General features: G+C 55.6%; 3 protein-coding genes. 1 reads left to right on the forward strand and 2 read right to left on the reverse strand.

The window, feature by feature from the left end; all coding sequences use genetic code 11:
• On the forward strand, positions 1 to 419 hold a 419-nt coding region (locus AAAC48_RS22460), incomplete at its 5' end, for an integrase core domain-containing protein (protein WP_340656317.1).
• Between the two features lie 511 nt (positions 420 to 930).
• Here AAAC48_RS22460 and AAAC48_RS22465 read toward each other — a convergent pair.
• Together AAAC48_RS22465 and AAAC48_RS22470 are read right to left on the reverse strand one after the other, a co-directional pair.
• Positions 931 to 1,686 carry an SDR family NAD(P)-dependent oxidoreductase gene (locus AAAC48_RS22465; RefSeq protein WP_340656318.1) on the reverse strand — a complete coding sequence of 252 codons (756 nt, stop codon included), beginning with the start codon at positions 1,684 to 1,686 and terminating at the stop codon, positions 931 to 933.
• A 32-nt stretch (positions 1,687 to 1,718) separates the two neighbouring features.
• The coding region (locus AAAC48_RS22470; protein ID WP_340656319.1) for an SDR family oxidoreductase at positions 1,719 to 2,185 on the reverse strand (467 nt) is incomplete at its 5' end.

Genomic DNA, 2,185 nt, shown 5'->3' on the forward strand with positions numbered 1-2,185 from the left:
ACTGGTTCAGCCGCCGGGTTCTATCATGGCGGCTATCGATCACGATGGAGACGGCTTTTTGTATCGAAGCGGTCGAAGAGGCACTTGCCCTGTATGGCAAGCCCGGCATCTTCAATACGGATCAGGGGTCGCAGTTCACCTCCATCGACTTCACGGCGGTGCTGAAAAAAGCCGAGATCGACATCTCCATGGACGGTCGCGGCGCATGGCGAGACAATGTCTTTGTCGAGCGGCTCTGGCGGTCGATCAAATATGAGGAGGTCTATCTGCACGCCTACAAAAGCGTGCCGGAGGCCCGAGCTGGGATCGGCCGGTATCTCCGTTTTTATAATACCCGACGCCCACATTCATCCCTTGACCGGCAGACACCGGATCAGGCTTACTTCAACGCGCTGATGCCAATAAAGGCAGCAGCATAATCGAGGCCGGAATCCACTTAGCAAACCGCACCGAGTTGTTCAGACAAACCGAGCCACCTCTCAATCCGCCTGGACGACTCTGTCGTCACTAACGACATGGTAGGGATGAAGCGGATCCTACAAATCGAGTGTCGGCATCCTCTATTGCTCGAGAGTGCACTAGATCATGGGCCAGGCCCGCCAGAAGCATTTGTCGCCGCTCCCGACGGAGATCGATGCGACCGAGGAAGCCCAAGCACTACTGGCCCCGCGGTGCCCAGTGCCGGGAACGGCAAGCAACATAACCAATGAATAATATGAATCCTTGGGGAAAAACTGATAAGAGATGAGTACCTCAGCGGCATCGAGCGGGAGAAAGGAATGTTTCTTTGGATAACATTCAAAAAATTGCCTTGGCGCTCGAAACAACGGGATCGGCGTTGCTCAAGCGATGCGGTAAGCGACTGGGGCGACGACCGCGACTATCGAGTTCGTGCCGCGTAAAACCTTGTAGTAGCCTCTGCCTCTCCCGCTACGCTACCGCTTGAGCTCCGGTAATTTCCACGAGCGATCCGCACATGAACTGTGCTTCGTCCGAAGCGAGGAACGCAACCAGCGCCGCCACCTCTCCGGGATTACCGATGCGTCCGAACGGTACAAGCCTATCGAGGTCTGCGACGGTCTTGCCAGCGCGCATGACACCAGCTTCCAGCATGGGGGTGCGAATCTCGCCGGGACAGACCGCGTTGACGCGTATTTTATACGGGGCATAATCCCGAGCGAGGTTCTGGGTAAACGATGCTACTGCCGCTTTGGTAACATTATAGGCGATGTGGTTGGGAGCCGGATAAAGACCCCATTGCGAAGCTGTATTGACAATTGCTCCGCCTCCCGCCTTGATCATGTGAGGAATGACCGCTCTGCACAGATAAAACATCGAATTCAGGTTGACGGCAAAACTGGTGTGCCAATCATCCTCCGTCAGCGCGAGCAGATTGCCCCGCCGATTGATGCCGGCATTATTAGCCAGTATGTCGATGCGACGACTTTTGTTCATTACTTGGGTTATAAGATCGGTGCATGATCGGCTGTCGGATATGTCTGCTTCAATCGCATAGGCTGCACCGCCATTGGTTACGATCTTATTCACAACTTCTTGGGCAGCCACCGCATTCATGTCGGTGACGACAACATGGGCTCCTTCTTCTGCCAGGCGCTGACAGATTGCTGATCCAATGCCCCCGCCCCCACCCGTCACGACCGCCACTCTTCCGGAAAACCGTTTCATAGACATTTCCTTTGAATTGTTCGTTGAGGCTGCTAGCGGATGTAGCTTCCGCCGTTCGCATCAAGGGTTGCACCGTTCAATGAACGCTGTGATGGTCGAAGGACGAAAGCGACGAGTTCGGCAATCTCAGACGGGCTGGCCATAGCACCGATTGGGATATCAGCAACGGCTGCTGCTTCACCAAATCGAGCGACATATTCTTCGGCCATTTCAGTGCGTACCCAGCCCGGCGCGATCGCAGTCGCGACGACACCGTCGGGGCCAAAACTGCGGGCTATGGATTTTGTCAGGTTGACGAGTGCAGCCTTGGCTGCTCCATAAGGCATTGTATCGGCCGCGTACCCCCGTTGCCCTGCCCGGCTCGCCATATTGACGATCCGCCCGCCACCGTTATTCTTGAAATGCCGGATTGCGGCTCGGCACAGATCGACCGCTGCAAAGAAATCCACCTGAAACTCTTGCTTCCACGCTGCCTGCCATTGGTCCAGATCGGCATCTA

It is taken from the genome of Phyllobacterium sp., assembly GCF_037994405.1.
Lineage (GTDB): Bacteria > Pseudomonadota > Alphaproteobacteria > Rhizobiales > Rhizobiaceae > Phyllobacterium.

Bases quoted from the DNA above. Each gene is read 5' to 3' on its own strand.
- AAAC48_RS22465 (WP_340656318.1), bottom strand. From the start codon at position 1,686: ATGAAACGGTTTTCCGGAAGAGTGGCGGTCGTGACGGGTGGGGGCGGG.